Below are 15094 nucleotides of genomic sequence, written 5' to 3' on the forward strand. Positions count from 1 at the left end.
CGCGCCTCGGTCCTCTGCCGTGCTCAGAAAATCGCGTGCCGCTGGAGACGGCGGCCAGCAGAGGGCTGGCGAAGACAAGGCCTCAACGCGCTCGTTCACGTGGGTTGCGTGTTCACTTTGAAAGCTGCCGCGCAAGTTCCCCCGTATCCGAAAAGAGCGCCAGCCGGGCGATGCGGCCCTCGGCAAGCTCGATCAGCATCAGCTTCTCGACGGAATAGCTCTGGCCGGCAGCGGCAGAGAGACCGGGCGCTCCGCCGCCATACCGGCCGCGTGCCGTCAGGCGAACCGAAATCGGGCTGCCGCCTTCGGCCGTCATGACGAGAGCATCCCCATAGGTCTCGTCGAACAGCTGGAAATGCCGCGCCAGCCTTTCGCGCAACGCCTCGCGGCCATTGTCTGCGCCCTCGCCTATGCCCGACACGGCCACGTCCTCGTCGCACATGTCGGCGACTGCCGCAAAGTCGCGGCTGTTCAGCGCCTCTACCAGGCGTTCGACCATGATGTTCTGCTCCGCCATGAGGTTTCCTCCCATGAAGTTTGCCATCCCCTAAGGGCCAGCGTGGAAACGCCGAAGGACCGGTCGCGGTTCCGGCGTCATGCGCCGAGATGCAGCACGACTTCGCGCCGGTGCGGCCGGTCGCGGTGTTCGAACAGGTAGAGACCCTGCCAGGTACCGAGGGCAAGCTTACCGCCGATGACCGGTATGCCGATCGACACCTGGGTCAGCGCCGCCTTGATATGGGCGGGCATGTCGTCCGGCCCCTCCAGGGTGTGGACGACCCAGCGCATGGAGGGATCGTCAGCGGGCGGAACGAGGCGGCGGAAGAACTGGTCGAGGTCCCGCCGAACATCCGGATCCGCATTTTCCTGGATGAGGAGCGAGCAGGAGGTGTGGCGCACGAAGACTGTCAGGAGGCCCTCGCCCGCGCCCGCCCCCGAAACGAAGGCGCGTGCCTCCGTCGTGAATTCGTAGAGACCCTGTCCGCGCGTCGCGACGGTGATCAGGCTTTGCGGCATTGCAGCTCCTTGCTGTGCCGGGGCGTGCGATCCGGCCACCGCGATCGCGCCGGACGGCCAGCCGGGCCGCGCCGCCCCACTTCATTGCCAGCAACGATAGCAGAGCAGGATGCGATGCGAAAACCGGCCACCGCTACCGGCATCACGCTAGAGGCGCATGAAAAGTTCGAAACCGCCATAGATCATGCGCTTGCCGTCAAAAGGCATTTCCCATTTGTCCGGCGAAAGGCGGGGATCCGCCATAACCTTCGCGAGGATCTCGTCGCGTCTGGCGCGGGATTCGTAGGTGATCCACGAGAACACCACGACTTCGTCGTCGCTGGCCATCACTGCCCGTGGGAAGGAAGTCAGCTCTCCGTAGGGCACGTCATCGCCGATGCATTCGACATAATCGAGTGCGCCATATTCCTTCCATACGGCACCGGCCACGGTGGCCATCGCCTTGTAGGCTTCGATGTTCTCTTTCGGCACGGGAACGACAAACCCATCCACATAGGGCATGACAACCTCCTCTTGGCTCTTGCCTCCACGACAAAGGACGAACGATGCCGATTTGTTCCGACATCGAACGCCCGCGAGTATTTTCAGGGCGCGCGATGTTCATCTTCGCATCCGCCCACCGGGAGCACCAGCAGGGCGATCCGGCGAGATTCATCTCCCGGTGCGAACTTGTGAACGGTCGTTACATGTACGGGGCGGAGCGGTGCGTTGACCGCAACCGCTGCGTACCGATGGCAGATATTACAGAGGCTTGAGAGGAGCCCTCGACGGAGGGATATCACCAGCGCTTGCAGCTCCCGTGGCACTTCCCCCGAAGTTTGATAGAGTTGGTACCATTCCCGGTGGAGCCGATGAGGGTACGAGAGTGCCGGACAGATCGCAGATTGTTGCGCTTGCCAAGGACGTGATCGCCGGGTTCAGCCTGGCGGATGATCCCCAGGTGCTCGGTTTCAGGCAGGTCTACGCCGAGGGAAGCAACCGGGTCTTTGCCAGGGACGACAGCTACCAGGCGGTGACCGTTACCTTCGGGACGAGGTCCAGGGGGTGCACGGTGTACGTGTGCGAAAACTTCAGGGGCCATGCTTCCGTGCGCTTCGACGAGAGCAACTCGGTCGTCTACATCGGCGCGTCGTGCCGTTTGCGAAAGACCGTCATGCGGGCGAGAAGCCACAACTCCTACCTTCTCGTCGGCAACGGCGTCACGACGACGGGACGCAACACCTGGGCCTGTACGGCAGCGTCCGATACCTCCCCCAATGTCCTGATCATCGGCGACGATTGCATGTTCGCGGCAGAGGTTACCGTGAGGACGACGGATGGGCATCCGGTCTATGACGTCCGTTCCGGACGTATTCGCAATACGCCCCTGGCCCCGGTGGTCATCGAGCCGCACGTCTGGATCGGCAAGCAGGTCACCATCCTGAAGTCAGTACGAGTGGGCGCGTGCTCGATTGTTGCGCTGCGGGCCGTGGTCACCCGCGACGTGCCGCGAGGCTCCCTTGCGACAGGCATTCCCGCACAGTCGAAACCGCTCGAGGGCAAGGTCTGGGCACGAACGCCGACGATGGGGGACCGGAGGAAAGCGATGCACTTCTACGATCGCTATTGTGAAGGCGACCAGGCCATCACCCCTGACGTGGGCCAGAAGAATGGCGCTGCCCCCCGGCCCCACTCCGTCTTCGGATCGCATGCGGACACCTCGCGCAAAACGCGAAACCGTATCGCACTTTTCGTCGCGGGGATTGCACTCGCCGGTCTCCAGCTGCTGACGCTGGGAGCGACATTCTGGAACGAGGCGATGGTGCCCTGAACGACAGGATGATGGCGCTCCCTGCGCTCAGGATCCGACGGAGACACCGGCTTTCTCGAGGCCTTCGAGAAAGTTGCGATGATGCTCGGGGTCGACATAGGCCATGAATATGTCCCAGTAGCCCGCCATGTCCGGCGGCGGGCTGACGGCGAACTCCGAAATCATCTTGCGGGCCTCCTCCTTGCGACCAAGCTGGCCGAGGCTTGCGAGAAGAACCACCAGGTTGGAGTAGGCCGGGCGTAGCGAAAGCGCGCGCTGCGAATAGTGAATCGCTTCCTCGTAGTTGCCGAGATGATAGTGCGCGAGCGAGACGCGGTTGAGGAACAGGTAGGTCAGCGGATCGTGTGGACTGAGCCTCAATGCCATGTTCAGCGGATCGAGCACTTCGGCGAAATGTCCGGTGAAGATCCGCGCCCAGCCGAGCGCCATGTGGGCAAGCGCGAGGTTCGGGTTGAGATCGATCGCGCGCTGTGCGGCCGCCAGCGCCGCCGGCGCCCGCTTGGCGGCGAAATGGGCAAGGCACATGACATAGTGCGAATAGGGATCCCTCTCGTCCAAGGATATGGCACGCTCGGCGGCAGCGCAGAGCTCGGCGCAATCTCGCGCGACGTCGTCGCTGTAGCCGTGGAAGGACCGGGCATAGAGAGAGCGGGCAAGCATCATGTAGGCCCGTCCGAATTTGGGATCGAGCTCGATTGCGCGGCGATGCCACTTGATCGCCATGGCGAAGTGCTCCGCGCTGTCCTGGGCATTGTGAAGCCAGGTCCCTCGCATGTGACATTCATAGGCATCCAGATTGTCGGTCGCCCTGAGCGACGCCCGGCGGCTCTCTCCGATCTGTATCTCCGGCTCGATGGCGCCGACCACGTTCTGCGTCAACTCGTCCTGGATGGCAAAAATGTCGGTGAGCTCCCGGTCGTACCGCTGCGCCCAAAGATGGACCCCCGTCTCCGCCTCGATCAGCTGGCCGGTGACGCGAAGGCGCGAGCCGGCCCTGCGAACGCTGCCCTCGATGATGTAGCGCACGCCAAGTTCGCGGCCGATCTGCTTCACGTCCACCGCGCGCCCCTTGTAGGAGAAGGACGAATTGCGAGCGATTACAAAGAACCAGCGGTAGAGGGAAAGCGCCGTTATGATGTCTTCCGTCAAACCGTCGGCGAAATACTCCTGCTCGGGGTCCCCGGACATGTTGATGAACGGCAGCACTGCGATCGAAGGCTTGTCGGGCAAGGCGAGAAGGCCACCCGTCTCCTCGACTTCGACAGGCGTTTCATTTCGCCATTCGACCCGGTAGACCGGTACCGGGCGCGGTATGTTCTTGAGATTGCGATCGCCCAGGCGGATCATCGGGAAGCCAAGCTTGCCCTCGATCTGTTCGTGGACGGAGCCGGAGATGCAGATGCCGGTCGGCAGCGCCACTTCCTGCAGACGCGCCGCGACGTTGACACCGTCGCCGAGCAGGTTGTCGCCCTCCACCACAACGTCGCCGAGATTGAGTCCGAGGCGAAATTCCATCCTCCGGTCCGGGGCGAGGTCGGCATTGTGGCGCTGCAGCGCCCGTTGGATCGCAACGGCGGCACGCACGCCGTGAACCGCACTGTGGAACTCCGCCACCACGCTGTCGCCAGAAGAGCCGAAGATCCTGCCTCCATGCTCGGTGATCAGGTCGCCGATCGTCGCACCGTAGATCGCGAGCGTCGAAAGAGCCTCCTCCTCGTTGTCAGCAACAAGGCGACTGTAGCCTGCGACATCGCCGGCCAGAATGACTGCGAGCTTCCGTTCCAAGGGCCGCTCCTGCGGCTTGTGGCCAGAACGAAACGTGAGCGTAGCTCAAAAGCAGAGTCCGGAGAAGCTCGAAGTTTCCTCCGGTTGCGCCGGCGCCACAGGCAGCGTTGCCATCGGTTGCCGCGATCACCGGCGAACCCCGGCAGTCCTGTCAGCTCTCCTTCGTGTCCTCCGGTCCTGCGGGGTTTTTGTAGCGGTAGCGGAAGGTGCAGCGCGGAGAGCCCGCCATGATCGTCTCCTTGCGCTCCAGCGCAATGCTCGGATCGTAGCCCTGGCAAAAGGTGCCGTCGCGGTTGCATGACATCAGATGGCCGATATGGCCGAGGCCCATCTCATGATAGGCCTCGGCATAACGACATCGCGTAACGTCGAAGTCGAAGGTGTCCTCCGTCGCCTCCAGCACCTCGATCTCCAGCGCATCGTCTACCGTCCACAGATCGTATAGCTTGATGAAGTGCGCCATCGACGTTTCGCCGCCCGGCGCACTTGCGGCAAAGGATCGTCCCTCCGCGATGGCAGCCTTGCGGATGGCGGAATCCAGGATGGCGTCGGCCTTCTCCTTGCCGAGGGCGGCGACCATCTCCGCGTGGATCGGCCCGATCACCTGAGCCTGCACCCTCCGCTTCAGGAGTACCGGAAGCTCCAGAGATCGCTTGTCCATAATCCATTACTCCTGTTTTTTCACCGCAGCCCGTGCTTCAGGGAAAGCTGGAATGCCAGCGAGGTAGCTGACGACCACTTTTCTCCGGCGCAGGCAGGAACGCAAGCACCAGTCCCCACGAACGCCCCTCGCCCCGCAGCTTCCTTGCTCTGTTTCGTGCCGGCCTCCGGGTTTCGCGGGTCCTTCGCGAAGGCTCCTCGCTGCAATGGCATCGGACGCCCACCTGCGCTAACATCCCGGCTCGAACCGTACGCCGGGGAAGATCGTGGATGGAGCGCCGTCTCGCAGCCGTTCTGATTGCCGATGTCGTCGGCTACAGCAGCCTGAGCCGGATTGACGAAGAGGGAACGCGAGTCCGCTTTCAATCCGACCTCAAAAATCTGTTCAATCCGAAGATTGCCGAGCATCACGGGCGGCTAGTCAAGACCATGGGCGATGGACTGCTGGTCGAATTCCACAGCGTGGTCGATGCGTTGCGCTGTGCCGTGGAAATTCAGCAGGAGAAGGCGGCCAAATCCGGAGAAGTGCCCCCCGACCTCAGGGTCCACTTCCGCATCGGCATCAATCTGGGCGATGTGATCGTCGAGGACGACGACATCCACGGAGATGGCGTCAACATCGCCGACAGGATGCAGACGCAGGCGCTGCCCGGCGGCATCGCAATGTCCGGAACCGCCTACGACCAGGTGAAACACAACATTCCGGTCGGCTACATCTCGCTCGGGGAGCAGAAGGTCAAGGGCATCGCCGAACCGGTCCGCGTCTACCGGGTCGTGCTCGATCCGGCGGCGGCCGGCAAGACGGTCAGCGTCCGGCGGGGCCTGCGCGATCCACGCCTCGCGGCAGCGGCTACGCTCCTTGCTGTCGTTCTGGCGGGAGCTGCCATGTGGTGGCAGCCCTGGACGCTGCTCAAGGCGCCGACATCCGTCGAGCGTGTCGCTTATCCCCTACCCGACAAGCCTTCGGTGGCCGTACTGCCCTTCATCAACGTCAGCGGAGACACCGAGCACGACCATCTCGCCGAGGGCCTGACGGATGATCTCATCACCGAGCTTTCCAAGGTGTCCGGCCTTTTCGTAATCGCCCGCCACTCGGTGTTTGCGGTGCGAAACTCGACTGCCACGGTGCAGGAGGTCGCTTCCGAGCTCGGCGTCCACTACGTTCTCGAAGGCACCCTGCAGCGCGCGGGCGCGAGGCTTCGGATAAACGTCAAGCTGATCGACGCCATGACGGGGCTCTCCCTCTGGGCCGAGCGCTACGACAGGCAATACGCGGATATATTTGCGGTCCAGGATGACGTCATCAACAAGATCATATCGGCGCTCGAGGTGAAGCTCAGCAAGGGAGAGCGCGATCAGCTCGCACGCATCCCGACGGAGAGCCTCGAGGCCTACGACTACTTCATGCGCGCGGAACAGGAAGGCACCGCGTTCAGCGACGTCGATACCGCGAGGCGCACGCTCTCCTATTACCAGCGGGCGATCGATCTCGACCCGCGGTTTGCGGACGCCCACGCCGGTATCGCGCGCGTTGCCGTCGACGTCTGGCGCAACGACTACAACTACCTCTGGTCGGCCGCCGTTGCGCGAAAGATCGCCTACGACGCGGCCGGACAGGCGCTCAAGCTCGATCCCAACAATGCCAGGGCCCTTGCCGTTCTGGCGCTCCTCCAGCTCGTCGACGGCCGGATCAAGGAGGCGCTGGAATCCGCCAATCGCGCGGTCGATGCGCAGCCGAGCGACGCCGAAGCCCATGCCAACCTCGCCCTCATCCTCGGTCATGCGGGCAACCACAGCGAGGCGATCGTGGCGATAGAGAGTGCGCTCCGGCTCGATCCGTCACCGCGTCCGAGCTTCCAGCTGCTTGCCGGGATTGTGTACTATACCGCCCACGACAGCGCCCGCTCGATCCCGCTCCTCACCGCAGCGCTCGACTCCCTGCCGAATGCCGAGCCCGCCCGCGAATACCTGGCCGCCGCCTACGCCGAACAGGGCGACATGGCAAAGGCACAGGAACAGGCCAAGAAGCTCCTGGAGCTCTTTCCCGACAGCAATCTCACCTATTACCGCTATCTCTACGACTACTGGCGCATGGACGATCTGGACTACCACCTGAAGGCTCTGGAGGCCGCCGGCATCCCCCAATGGCCATTCGACTTTCATGGCGCCGATGCTGACCGTGTTTCCGGAGCGGAACTGGCGGGCATCGTCAACAACAAGACATGGACCGGCAAGCACAGGAACGGCACGGAATTCATCCAGTTCTTCGACAATGCCGGCAACACCGCCTACCGCAGCGCCAACACCAGCATAACCGGCACCGTGGAAGTCAGCGACGACCGGCTCTGCGAAAAATTCAACGGCTATTTCCTCGACAGGCTGTTCTGCGGCTATGTCTTCCGAAACCGCGACAGGACCAGCCACGACGAGGAATTCGTGCACGTGTCGCCGCAGGCGGTGAAATACTTTACAGTGCGCGAGGCGACGCAGTGAGCAACGGATGCAGTCGGCTTCATGAGAGTTGGCGGTAGAATTTTTCTCAGCCTTGGCAGAAACCATCTGAGAGGTACAACTGCGTACTGAATGAAGCGCCGAGTATATTAGAGAGGCGAACGTCTATCCGTCGACGCCCCACGACAAACAGATCAACCAGAACGCCGCGCGCTACTGTAAAACACTTGCGCTTTTCTGCTTCAGTCGCATTATCTCTCATCAACGTTGTTTAGGGGATAACCTCCATGGACATAACGAAGCGGAACTTCACCAAGAGTCTGGTTCTGGCGGCAGGTTGTGCCGGACTTGGTCCCCTCCGAATCAACGCTGCGGAAGTCAGCGAAGCCGAGGCACGCGCCATCGCCAAGGAGGCCTACATCTACGGCTTCCCGATGATTGACAGCTATCGCATTCAGCATGCCTACTTCGTCGATACCAAGAACCCTGAATACAAGGGCCCGTGGAACCATCTGGCCAATATTGCGCGCGTCTACACGCCCGCCGATACCGCTGTTCAGACGCCAAACTCGGACACGCCATATTCGATGCTCGGCCTGGACCTTCGCGCCGAACCAATTGTTCTGACGGTGCCGCCGATCGAGAAGGATCGGTATTTCAGCATTCAGTTGATCGACGCGTACACCTTCAACTTCGATTACATCGGAAGTCGCGCGACCGGGAACGATGGTGGCAGTTTCCTCATCGCGGGGCCGCAGTGGAAGGGCGAGACGCCGAGCGGCGTGAAGAAGGTGATGCGGTCGGAGACCGAGCTGGCGCTCGCAGTCTACCGCACGCAGCTCTTCAATCCCGACGACCTCGACAACGTGAAGAAGATCCAGGACCACTACAAGGCGGAGCCACTATCGAAGTTCCTAGGACAGCCCACGCCACAAGCCGCCCCTTCGATCAATTTCATCGAGCCGTTGACCGCTGCGGATGAAAAGACTTCGCTCGATTTTTTCAGCATTCTCAATTTCATCCTGCAGTTCTGCCCGACCGATCCGTCCGAAACCGAACTGATGGCGCGCTTTTCCAAGATCGGTATCGGAGCAGGCAAGGCCTTTGACCCGGGCAAGCTCTCACCCGAACTGAAAAATGCCATAGAACTGGGAAGGGCCGACGCGTGGGCCGATCTCGACGCCTTGCGAAAACGTGTCGATACGGGCGAAGTGACGTCCGGCGACATGTTTGGCACGCGCTCCTACCTGAAGAACAATTACCTCTACCGCATGGGAGCCGCCGTGCTCGGCATCTACGGAAACTCCAAGCAGGAGGCGATGTATCCCGTCTATGCCATTGATTCCGAAGGCAACAAGCTCGACGGCGCCAACAAGTATACGGTCCGCTTCGCGCCCGGCCAGTTGCCCCCGGTCAACGCCTTCTGGTCGCTGACGATGTATGACTTGCCTCAAAGCCTGCTCGTCGCGAACCCCATCAACCGCTACCTGCTGAATTCACCGATGTTGCCGCAGTTTGTGAAGGATGGCGATGGAGGGCTGACGTTCTATGTTCAGAACCAATCCCCCGGCAAGGGCAAGGAGCCCAATTGGCTGCCTGCCCCGGAGGGGCCGTTCGTGATTGCGATGCGTCTCTACTGGCCGAAACCAGAAGCCCTCGATGGCAAGTGGAAGCAGCCGCCGTTGACGAAGACGGAGTGAACCTTCGGTAGCTCAGGATTGGCGGCTCGCCTATTGTCACTATATGCATGGTTCTGACAAATCGGGGGCAATCGCCCTGAGCGCACCGAGAGTGCGCCGCGTCTGAATGGAGTTTGAAATTGAGCGTTGCCTTCACCAAGGAAGAGAGTTCCGAAACGGCCTCGGAAACCCTGCTGCCTGACCGCGCAATTTCGCGTCACCCGAACCTTGTCACGGAAGCGGGATTGAGGGCGCTGGAGGTGCAACTCCAGCAGGCCCGCGAAGCCTACGATGCGACGAACGCGATCGAGGACGTGAATGAACGGCGGCGGCAGGCGGCAAGCCCGATGCGGGATCTGCGTTATTTTGCGGAACGGGTTCGCACGGCTCAGCTTGTCCCTGACCCGACTTCCACTGATACCGTTGCCTTTGGGAACACGGTGACCTTCAGCCGCGACGATGGGCGCGTGCAGAAGTATCGCATCGTCGGAGAGGACGAAGCTGACCCCAAGGCCGGATCAATTTCCTTTGTTTCCCCGGTCGCAAGAATCCTCATTGGCAAATCTGTCGGGGATGTAGCCGGCATTGGTGATCAGGAGCTCGAGATCATTGCCATCTCGTAGAGCAGTCCCTGTAGCGCTGCGGGAACGAGCGCGGGTCATTTTCTGACATGACGCTGTGGCAACAGGTGGCGTTCGCGCTATAGCAAGCTCGGTGGCGCAAAGAAGCAATTGAGATGCTCTTCACCGGGATGGAGACAAGCGTGATAGGCCCCATCGCCTGAAGGAATCTCGTCGCCATAGGGTACGAAGAACTGATGGTCGCGCGTGGCCTTGGGGTGGTCGCCGCGGCGGAGCAGGATGAAATACCCCCTCCTGCCCTGCATCACATCGCCATCGGGTATCGAGTGGCAGTCGCCGTCAACCTCTGATCCTCGGCAGCACGCAAGGGGATACTTCCAACCGTCGGGATCATGCGACATCGCAGTTGTCGCCAATGCCGGCAGCATGAGGAAGCACCCTGCAACCGCTCGCAGACACATGCAGGTTCTCCAGGAGAGATGGTCACTGGCGAGGAACCATTCTGGTGGCTCGAACCTGCAGGAAAATTCCAGTTGAACGTGCGTCGTTCTCGCCATCGCGCCCACCAAGGATGGTACTCCTCCCCAGATGAAGGGCAACTGTAAACGCGGAAAGAGTTCCGACCTGGTTCGGCAGAAGGTTACGAATACGCTCGGCCGGACGCTCCCCGCAGGGAACGACACCCCGCCACGATGCCGCAGCGGGGTGTTTCGAAAGTGCCGCCATTCGAGATCAAGGGGCGCTGTGCTGCCAGTCCTTGTCCAGCTTTTCAGTCACGAGCGTCTGTTGGACCTCGTTCCAGTGCTTCTTCGAGTCGACCACCTTGGCAGGGATCTTTTCAAACCCGTCGGCTGCCCCTGGATCATAGTTGATGTAGAGCTTGCCCTCGATGATGCGCCAGGCCTTGGGATCGATGTTGGTGGTCACCGTTCCGTAGGAAACGCCGTCGGCGCAGTACCCGCCATACTGCGGCGCGTACTTGGCGGGATCCTTTATGAAGAGGTCGCGATGTTCGGCGCTGGCGAAATGCCAGTTCGCACCCAGCCAGTGGTAGTTGAACTTGGGTGACCCCTCCACGGCCTCGTTCTGCGTGAAGTAGGCAACCGGATCGTAGCCCTTGATCGCTACATCGCCGAAGTAGCCGGTGTTGACCATATTGTCTGCCGCTGCGCTCTCCGTGGAGGCAAGCAGCAGCGCGACCGCAGCAACCGCCGCAGCCACCTGCATGATGTGCTTCAATCTGTAACGAGACATTCAATCCTCCGTTTTGCGGCAATCCGGCGGCTCGGCGGCGTCACTTTCGCTTCGTGCATTCGCCATAGAGCCATTCACCGACCAGATCCGCTTTCTGGCAGACGGCACCCGCCTTCAATAGAAGTTCCGCCGCCTCCCAATGCGAACGCCACCCCGCCTGCGTGAGCGGTGTATAGCCGTTCCTTTCCTTCACATCGACTTCCGCCTTGTTTGTCAGCAGGAATGCGACCACGTCCGCGTGGCCTTCTTCCGCTGCCGCATGCAGCGGAGACATATGATAGAAGTTGGCCGTGTCGTTGACGGCCGCCCCTTTGGAAACCAGAAGCTCGACGACTTCGAGATTGCCGCCGTAAGCGGCCGCATGAAGCGCCGTAAGCCCGCCCTTGTTGCGGATCTCGATATCGGCACCGCGATCCAGGAAGAGCAGGACGACATCAGGATGGCCGGCGAGTGCGGCTATCAGCAGCGGAGGTTCCCCGGCCTCGTCGGGTTCGGCGATGCTCCTGCCCTGGTCGAGCAGCTGTTTCGCGCGAGCAACGTCCCCGTCCCTCGCAGCATCATGCAGGGGACCTGCAAAAGCGGCCGATACTCCCATGGCGAGCCCGGCAACGGCAGCAAAAATAAATTTCACCGTGCAACCTCCGCCCCAGCTTCGGTTTCGGTTTTTACATGTGCGGAATATGTTCAATGTATCACATGCGCGTCGCTCTGATCAACGATCGCGCCCGCCCGTCCTGCTTGGGTTGTGCCGAACGTCACACGCGACGAAACCTATTGCCGAAACGGCTTGCCGGGCGCAGGTTGCCCCGGAAAGGACGATTCGCGCGGCCCATGCCAGCGGGAGGACTTGAACAGGAGGCGCGATGAACGAACCCGCTGAAAAAACGGGATCATCCGGCAGAATGAGCTCGCTGCGGTCGCTCTTCAGCGCGATAACGGTTTTGCTGCTCGTCGCCGTTTCCGGAACACTCGTCGGGCTTGCCTACATCAGGGGCAAGGAAGCCGCGATAGAGCGCGTCAACGCCGAGATGCACAGTTTCTCCGATCGCCTTGTCGGCCGGCTGGAGGTACTTTCGGGTGATACGACCGCGCTCGTCGGCCTCGTTGCTTCCGTCGCAAATTCGTTTCTCGCGCCGCCCACGGAGCGCATGGACGACAAGGTCACGGCACTGCGCGAAGCGCTTGCGCGTTCGCCGCACATCGATGGCCTCTATGCGGGCTATCCGGATGGTTCGTTTTTCCAGGCCGTAAGCCTCCGGGATGAGGCCTGGCGCAGCCTTCTGGATCCTCCTGATGGAGCGACGCTGGCGATCCGGGCAGTTGGCGCCACCGATCAGGGCAAGGCCCAGTTGCATCTGCTGTTCTTCGACGCCGACGGAAAGAAGATCGGGCCGGACCGGCTGGCATACTCGGCGTTCGATCCACGGACCCGACCATGGTATCGCCTGGCGGTAGACAAGACCTCGCCTGTCGCCTTTGGCCCCTATGCCATGTACACCACCGGCGCCCTCGGGGTCAGCATTTCGCAGGCCCACAAGGGCAACGGGAAGATCGTCATCGGCGCCGATGTGGTGCTGAACCAGATCACCGACTTTCTCCGCCAGGAACGGTTGACGCCGGATTCGATTGCGCTCGTCGCCGACAACCGCGACAAGCTGATACTGCATTCCGATCCCGTCATCATGAATCGTATCCTGTCCTCCAAGCTGGAACGAGATCTCGACGACACCGTAGACTCCGATCCCCTGATGTCTGCCATGAAACGGGCGCATCCGGCGCTCGGGACTCTCGCGTTCATCGACGTCAACGACCGCACCTATGTCGTCATGGCGACGGCGATCGAATCCGCCCTGCTCTTTTCCGGCTATACGGCGGTGATCGCCGCTCCTCTCGATGAATTGATGGCATCGGCCAACAGGGACGCAGTGCAGGGGCTTACGATCGCCGGAACGGTAGTCCTGCTCGCAATCGCCTGTGCGCTCGTGCTTGCCCGCATGATCACACAATCCCTGCGCCAGCTGACAGCCAGCGCGAATCGCCTGCAGAATCTCGACTTCTCCACGCCCATCGACGTGTCGTCCCGGGTGCGGGAGATTTCGACGCTCGGCAACGCGATGAACCGCGCGCGCGACGCGATCTTCTCTTTCGCGCTCTACGTGCCCAAGGAACTGGTGCGAAGGGGCATGGAATCCGGTGAATTCTCGGGCCGGACGGCACGCCGCCAGGAGGTCACTGCCCTATTTACCGACATCTACGATTTCACCACGATCAGCGAGCGCCATGCGCCGGAAGAAGTCGTGAGCATGCTGTCGGAATATTTCGACATTCTGAACGAGGCCGTGAAGGCCGAGGGAGGCACGATCATCCAGTTTCTCGGGGATTCGATCTTCGCGATGTGGAACGCACCCGCGCCCGATGAACGGCACGCGGAGAAGGCCTGTCGCTGCGCGCTCTCCATGGAAGGCCGGCTCGAGGCGTTCAACGCCAAGCAGAAGGCTCTCGGACTACCCGCCTTCCGGACACGTTTCGGGATCCATACCGGTCCGGCGGTTGTCGGCAGCGTCGGTGCCAGGGACCGGCTGCAGTACACGGCGATGGGCGATACGATCAACGTCGCCTCGCGGCTGGAAGGGTTGAACAAGACCTACGGCACGGAAGTGCTGGCGAGTGCCGCAGTGGTGGCCCAGTGCGGTGGCTGGATCCGCTTCCGTCCGCTCGGAGAAGTGCACGTGAAGGGACGAGAGACCGCGCTGGAGGTCTTCGAGGTTGTCGGCGCGAAGGACGACCTGTAGAGGCCGGCGCCGGCAACCTGCGTAACGTGGGGCCAACCGGCCGAGACCGGTGCCAGACCTCCGAGCGTCCCGTCTCGCTTTAGAAATTCACCACAAGGCCAAGAATGGGACCCTGCTGAATGACGTCGAATTCAAATCCGCCACTGCTATAGTCGACGCCCAACGCACGGTAGCCCGCGACGGCCGAAATGGTGTTGTTGAAACGATAGCCGATCGCCGCTGCCACATCCCAGTCGATATCGGCGCCGCCCGCTCCCACGAGCCCCCATCCCGTGAGGTAGATCTCGGGCGTAATCGAGTAAGTCGCCTTCAAGCCTGCCAGCGCATCCACCCAGGTGTCGCCGTCGCTCTTGGACACACCATCAAGAATACCGCCGTCGAACGAAAGGTCCGTGTCCACCGACCAGACCCTGGCACCGCCGATCACGTCAAGCCGGCCTGCATTGTCCTCGAAAAGCGCATAGCCGACACCGAGGAACGCCGCGAAGGTTTCGCTGTCCACATCGACGCTTTCGGCAAGAATGCCTCTCGGGGTCCCCGCAGAACCGGAGATCTTCGTGTAGATAACATCGCCGACGATACTATAGGGCCCGTAGCGTGCCTCGCCCATCGCCATCGCGCCGAAGTCGAGATGGTCCCAAATGTCACTGAAACTGGAATCGACATGGACGGCCGGGAGCCCGAAGCTCGCCAGATCGCCGGAAAGGCCTGCCGCCCAGAAATAAGGTTCGAACGCGAAGGTCCAGCCGCTCTCCGTCGTAGTCTCCTGAACCTGAGGCGTCATGGGTGAAACGATGTCGGCGGCCAATGTCGGGCCTGCAAGAGGAAGGAAGCCGACACACGCGAGCACGCAGATAGAACTCGATTTCATGTTACCCCCTAGCGATTCGCTATACTCAAATCCCCATTCCCTTCATGAGCATGATCGAAAAAGACGATTCATCCAACTTCTTTCTTGCGGGAGCCCTCCTCGGGTTTTCCACGTTGCGAGGCTTGGGGGTATGCGGTGTCGTCGAAATCGGCTGCCCCAAAGGGGTAACGCAAAGCCGCTTCATGACTTCCGGC

General features: G+C 61.5%; 14 protein-coding genes. 5 read left to right on the forward strand and 9 right to left on the reverse strand.

Annotated elements, in window-relative coordinates:
- Positions 1-112: 112 nt before the first annotated feature.
- The 3 genes from F3Y30_RS17915 to F3Y30_RS17925 all read right to left on the reverse strand — a co-directional run bounded on the left by F3Y30_RS17915 (position 113) and on the right by F3Y30_RS17925 (position 1518).
- Entirely contained in the window at positions 113-517 is a 405-nt protein-coding gene (locus tag F3Y30_RS17915) for an ester cyclase (RefSeq protein WP_203424045.1), read from the reverse strand.
- A gap of 77 nt (positions 518-594) precedes the next feature.
- A complete protein-coding gene (locus F3Y30_RS17920; RefSeq protein ID WP_203424046.1) occupies positions 595-1017 on the reverse strand; it encodes a secondary thiamine-phosphate synthase enzyme YjbQ in 423 nt (140 codons plus the stop codon).
- A gap of 147 nt (positions 1018-1164) precedes the next feature.
- On the reverse strand, positions 1165-1518 hold the full coding sequence (locus F3Y30_RS17925; RefSeq protein WP_203424047.1) for a DUF1428 family protein: 354 nt from the start codon (positions 1516-1518) through the stop codon (positions 1165-1167).
- A gap of 364 nt (positions 1519-1882) precedes the next feature.
- Here F3Y30_RS17925 and F3Y30_RS17930 point away from each other — a divergent pair, with 364 nt between their 5' ends.
- Positions 1883-2827 (forward strand): acyltransferase, encoded by a 945-nt coding sequence (locus F3Y30_RS17930; protein WP_203424048.1) that lies wholly within the window; start codon positions 1883-1885, stop codon positions 2825-2827.
- 27 nt (positions 2828-2854) lie between these two features.
- Here the strand turns inward: F3Y30_RS17930 and F3Y30_RS17935 are convergent, their stop codons facing one another.
- Both F3Y30_RS17935 and F3Y30_RS17940 read right to left on the reverse strand, forming a co-directional pair.
- On the reverse strand, positions 2855-4612 hold the full coding sequence (locus F3Y30_RS17935; protein WP_203424049.1) for an adenylate/guanylate cyclase domain-containing protein: 1758 nt from the start codon (positions 4610-4612) through the stop codon (positions 2855-2857).
- Positions 4613-4763: 151 nt separating this feature from the next.
- Complete coding sequence (locus F3Y30_RS17940; RefSeq protein WP_203424050.1) at positions 4764-5273, reverse strand: L-2-amino-thiazoline-4-carboxylic acid hydrolase; 510 nt, start codon at positions 5271-5273, stop codon at positions 4764-4766.
- A 269-nt stretch (positions 5274-5542) separates the two neighbouring features.
- On the opposite strand from F3Y30_RS17940, the gene F3Y30_RS17945 reads away from it, so the two are divergent.
- From F3Y30_RS17945 to greA, 3 genes are all read left to right on the forward strand, one after another.
- Positions 5543-7765, forward strand: a complete 2223-nt coding sequence (locus F3Y30_RS17945; RefSeq protein ID WP_203424051.1) for an adenylate/guanylate cyclase domain-containing protein — start codon at positions 5543-5545, stop codon at positions 7763-7765.
- Positions 7766-8010: 245 nt separating this feature from the next.
- Positions 8011-9423, forward strand: a complete 1413-nt coding sequence (locus F3Y30_RS17950; RefSeq protein WP_203424052.1) for a DUF1254 domain-containing protein — start codon at positions 8011-8013, stop codon at positions 9421-9423.
- Between the two features lie 119 nt (positions 9424-9542).
- A complete protein-coding gene (gene greA / locus F3Y30_RS17955) occupies positions 9543-10025 on the forward strand; it encodes a transcription elongation factor GreA (RefSeq protein ID WP_203424053.1) in 483 nt (160 codons plus the stop codon).
- A 77-nt stretch (positions 10026-10102) separates the two neighbouring features.
- On the opposite strand, the gene F3Y30_RS17960 is transcribed toward greA, so the two are convergent.
- From F3Y30_RS17960 to F3Y30_RS17970, 3 genes are all read right to left on the reverse strand, one after another.
- Positions 10103-10444, reverse strand: a complete 342-nt coding sequence (locus tag F3Y30_RS17960) for a hypothetical protein (RefSeq protein ID WP_203424054.1) — start codon at positions 10442-10444, stop codon at positions 10103-10105.
- Positions 10445-10715: 271 nt separating this feature from the next.
- Entirely contained in the window at positions 10716-11237 is a 522-nt protein-coding gene (locus F3Y30_RS17965) for a YHS domain-containing (seleno)protein (RefSeq protein ID WP_203424055.1), read from the reverse strand.
- A 40-nt stretch (positions 11238-11277) separates the two neighbouring features.
- Positions 11278-11832, reverse strand: a complete 555-nt coding sequence (locus F3Y30_RS17970) for an ankyrin repeat domain-containing protein (RefSeq protein WP_203426669.1) — start codon at positions 11830-11832, stop codon at positions 11278-11280.
- Between the two features lie 268 nt (positions 11833-12100).
- Between F3Y30_RS17970 and F3Y30_RS17975 the strand changes: the two genes are divergently transcribed.
- Positions 12101-14029 (forward strand): adenylate/guanylate cyclase domain-containing protein, encoded by a 1929-nt coding sequence (locus tag F3Y30_RS17975; protein ID WP_203424056.1) that lies wholly within the window; start codon positions 12101-12103, stop codon positions 14027-14029.
- A 79-nt stretch (positions 14030-14108) separates the two neighbouring features.
- Here the strand turns inward: F3Y30_RS17975 and F3Y30_RS17980 are convergent, their stop codons facing one another.
- Complete coding sequence (locus F3Y30_RS17980) at positions 14109-14900, reverse strand: hypothetical protein (protein WP_203424057.1); 792 nt, start codon at positions 14898-14900, stop codon at positions 14109-14111.
- Positions 14901-15094 lie beyond the last annotated feature (194 nt).

It is taken from the genome of Sinorhizobium sp. BG8 (genome assembly GCF_016864555.1).
In the GTDB taxonomy this organism is placed as follows: Bacteria; Pseudomonadota; Alphaproteobacteria; order Rhizobiales; family Rhizobiaceae; genus BG8.

Bases quoted from the DNA above. Each gene is read 5' to 3' on its own strand.
- F3Y30_RS17965 (WP_203424055.1), bottom strand. From the start codon at position 11,237: ATGTCTCGTTACAGATTGAAGCACATCATGCAGGTGGCTGCGGCGGTT.
- F3Y30_RS17975 (WP_203424056.1), top strand. From the start codon at position 12,101: ATGAACGAACCCGCTGAAAAAACGGGATCATCCGGCAGAATGAGCTCG.
- F3Y30_RS17970 (WP_203426669.1), bottom strand. From the start codon at position 11,832: ATGGGAGTATCGGCCGCTTTTGCAGGTCCCCTGCATGATGCTGCGAGG.
- F3Y30_RS17960 (WP_203424054.1), bottom strand. From the start codon at position 10,444: ATGTGTCTGCGAGCGGTTGCAGGGTGCTTCCTCATGCTGCCGGCATTG.
- F3Y30_RS17940 (WP_203424050.1), bottom strand. From the start codon at position 5,273: ATGGACAAGCGATCTCTGGAGCTTCCGGTACTCCTGAAGCGGAGGGTG.
- F3Y30_RS17950 (WP_203424052.1), top strand. From the start codon at position 8,011: ATGGACATAACGAAGCGGAACTTCACCAAGAGTCTGGTTCTGGCGGCA.
- F3Y30_RS17945 (WP_203424051.1), top strand. From the start codon at position 5,543: ATGGAGCGCCGTCTCGCAGCCGTTCTGATTGCCGATGTCGTCGGCTAC.
- F3Y30_RS17920 (WP_203424046.1), bottom strand. From the start codon at position 1,017: ATGCCGCAAAGCCTGATCACCGTCGCGACGCGCGGACAGGGTCTCTAC.
- F3Y30_RS17915 (WP_203424045.1), bottom strand. From the start codon at position 517: ATGGCGGAGCAGAACATCATGGTCGAACGCCTGGTAGAGGCGCTGAAC.
- F3Y30_RS17925 (WP_203424047.1), bottom strand. From the start codon at position 1,518: ATGCCCTATGTGGATGGGTTTGTCGTTCCCGTGCCGAAAGAGAACATC.
- F3Y30_RS17980 (WP_203424057.1), bottom strand. From the start codon at position 14,900: ATGAAATCGAGTTCTATCTGCGTGCTCGCGTGTGTCGGCTTCCTTCCT.